Origin of the sequence: Parasphingorhabdus sp. (assembly GCF_036964675.1) — a bacterium.
GTDB lineage: Bacteria > Pseudomonadota > Alphaproteobacteria > Sphingomonadales > Sphingomonadaceae > Parasphingorhabdus.
In genome coordinates, this window is sequence record NZ_JBALTF010000054.1 from 1 (window position 1) to 1,828 (window position 1,828).

4 protein-coding genes are annotated in these 1,828 nt (G+C 55.3%); 3 read left to right on the top strand and 1 reads right to left on the bottom strand.

Annotation, left to right across the window (positions count from 1 at the left end; genetic code table 11):
- The 3 genes from V7665_RS10050 to V7665_RS10060 all read left to right on the top strand — a co-directional run.
- On the top strand, nucleotides 1-259 hold a 259-nt coding region (locus tag V7665_RS10050; protein ID WP_335664403.1), incomplete at its 5' end, for an antibiotic biosynthesis monooxygenase family protein.
- Entirely contained in the window at nucleotides 256-984 is a 729-nt protein-coding gene (locus tag V7665_RS10055; protein WP_335664404.1) for a YjbE family putative metal transport protein, read from the top strand. The genes V7665_RS10050 and V7665_RS10055, both read left to right, overlap by 4 nt.
- The gene (locus V7665_RS10060) at nucleotides 981-1,517 is read left to right on the top strand and encodes an AAA family ATPase (RefSeq protein ID WP_335664405.1); all 537 of its coding nucleotides are present in this window, start codon (nucleotides 981-983) and stop codon (nucleotides 1,515-1,517) included. Before V7665_RS10055 ends, V7665_RS10060 begins: the two co-directional genes overlap by 4 nt.
- Here V7665_RS10060 and V7665_RS10065 read toward each other — a convergent pair.
- A partial coding sequence (locus V7665_RS10065) for a nuclear transport factor 2 family protein (RefSeq protein WP_335664406.1) occupies nucleotides 1,514-1,828 on the bottom strand: 315 nt, incomplete at its 5' end. The two genes, V7665_RS10060 and V7665_RS10065, sit on opposite strands and share 4 nt — an antisense overlap.

The window sequence follows — 1,828 nt, forward strand, 5'->3', positions numbered from 1 at the left end:
GCAGTCGGCGGCTTTTGCAGCGGCGATGGCAAAAGCCAGGCCACTGGTTGCGATCCAGCCGGGTTTCCAGTCGATCGAACTGCGGCCGTCGTCCGATGATCCGGATCGTTATTTGCTGCTGATAAAATGGGACCGGATTGAATCGCACCGCGACGGTTTTCGGCAGTCGCCGGAATATCAGCAATGGCGCGCCTTGCTTCACCATTTCTATGACTCTATGCCGGTTGTGAACTATTACGGACCATCGATTTTATCATGATTGAACTGCTAGCCATTTTATCTGTTGCCGCAACCGGCCTGGGATCGATTGCCGATATCTGGGCCGCGGTCGTCCATGATTTTTCCAATATCGGATCACCGGCGGCGCTGGCGGCTTTCGGGCAGGTGGTGCTGATCGATCTGGTCTTTGCCGCCGACAACGCGATAGTCGTTGGCGCGCTGGCCGGTGGATTGCCGGCCGACCAGCGGCGCAAGGTCATCCTGATCGGTATTGCCGCCGCATTGGTGTTGCGGATCATTTTCGCGCTGATTGTCGTGCAGCTGTTGCAGATTGTTGGTCTGGTGCTGGCGGGCGGCTTGCTGCTGCTCTGGGTCGGCTGGAATTTCTACCGCGAAATCTTTCACGAGGGTGAATCTCCGGGATCGGACGAGATCAAAGGCGACGAACATAGCGGTGTCAAGGCCCAGAGAAGCTTCTGGGTTGCGGTCTGGGCCGTGACCGCTGCCGATGTGTCGATGAGCCTCGACAATGTGCTGGGCGTAGCCGGTGCGGCGCGCGAACATCCCGGGATCTTGGTAATCGGTCTGGTGCTGTCGGTTGCCCTGATGGGCCTGGCTGCCAATGTGGTCGCCAAATATATCGAACGCTACAAGTGGATTGCCTATCTGGGACTGGCGGTCATCGTCTATGTCGCCGGCAAGATGATCTATTCCGGCCTGATGGGTGACGAGCAGACAATTGGTGTGCTGACGCTGTTTGGATGATTCGAAAGTCCGCCAAGATTGCGGACATAACTGGCGGTCCGGGATCTGGAAAAACAACGCTCTGTGAGAAACTATCCCGTGAAGGAATAGCGATTGGTAGCGAGTCTGGCCGCGCTATTCTGGCAAGAACCGATGGTCATGATTTGCGGGAGCAAAGCCCGCTTTCCTATGCACTGGAAATTTTGCAGCTGGAAGTTGAAAATTTCAAAAGGGCCAATGCCGGTTCAGAGACCTGGCTGTTTGATCGAGGCTTTGCTGACAATGCAGGATTTCTCGATCTGATGGGTTTGCCGAGACCAAAGGAACTTGAGCAAGCATGTCGCAACTACCGATATGCTGGCCCAATATTCGTCGCTCCGCCGTGGCAGGAAATCTATCACGGCGACCAGGATCGCATTCAGGATTGGCAGGAAGCCAAAGCCACTTATGTTGCGGTAACGAAAGCGTGGAAAGAATATGGCTATGACTTGGTCGAACTGCCCAATGCCAGCGTCGAAGAGCGTGTATCGTTTGTGAAGAAGCGGCTTGCCTAGCCCTTCATTGTCTCCAGCATCTTGCCCATTTCTTCCCAGACCTTGTTGATCGCCTTAAGCGGCCGGACCATCACCTTGAAATCCTGAATCTTGCCCTCATCATTCCAGCTGATGATATCGACGCCGTTGACGTGAATACCGTCGAGTTCGAGTTCGAACTCCAGCATCGCCATATTGGCAGACTCATCGACAATTTCGCGGACATAGCGGAAACTGTCATTGCCGAGCACCACATCGGCGGCGCTGAGATAGGCCATGACGATCGGCTTGCCGGCCTGCGGCGTATGGACAACGGGTGAGTGGAACACCGC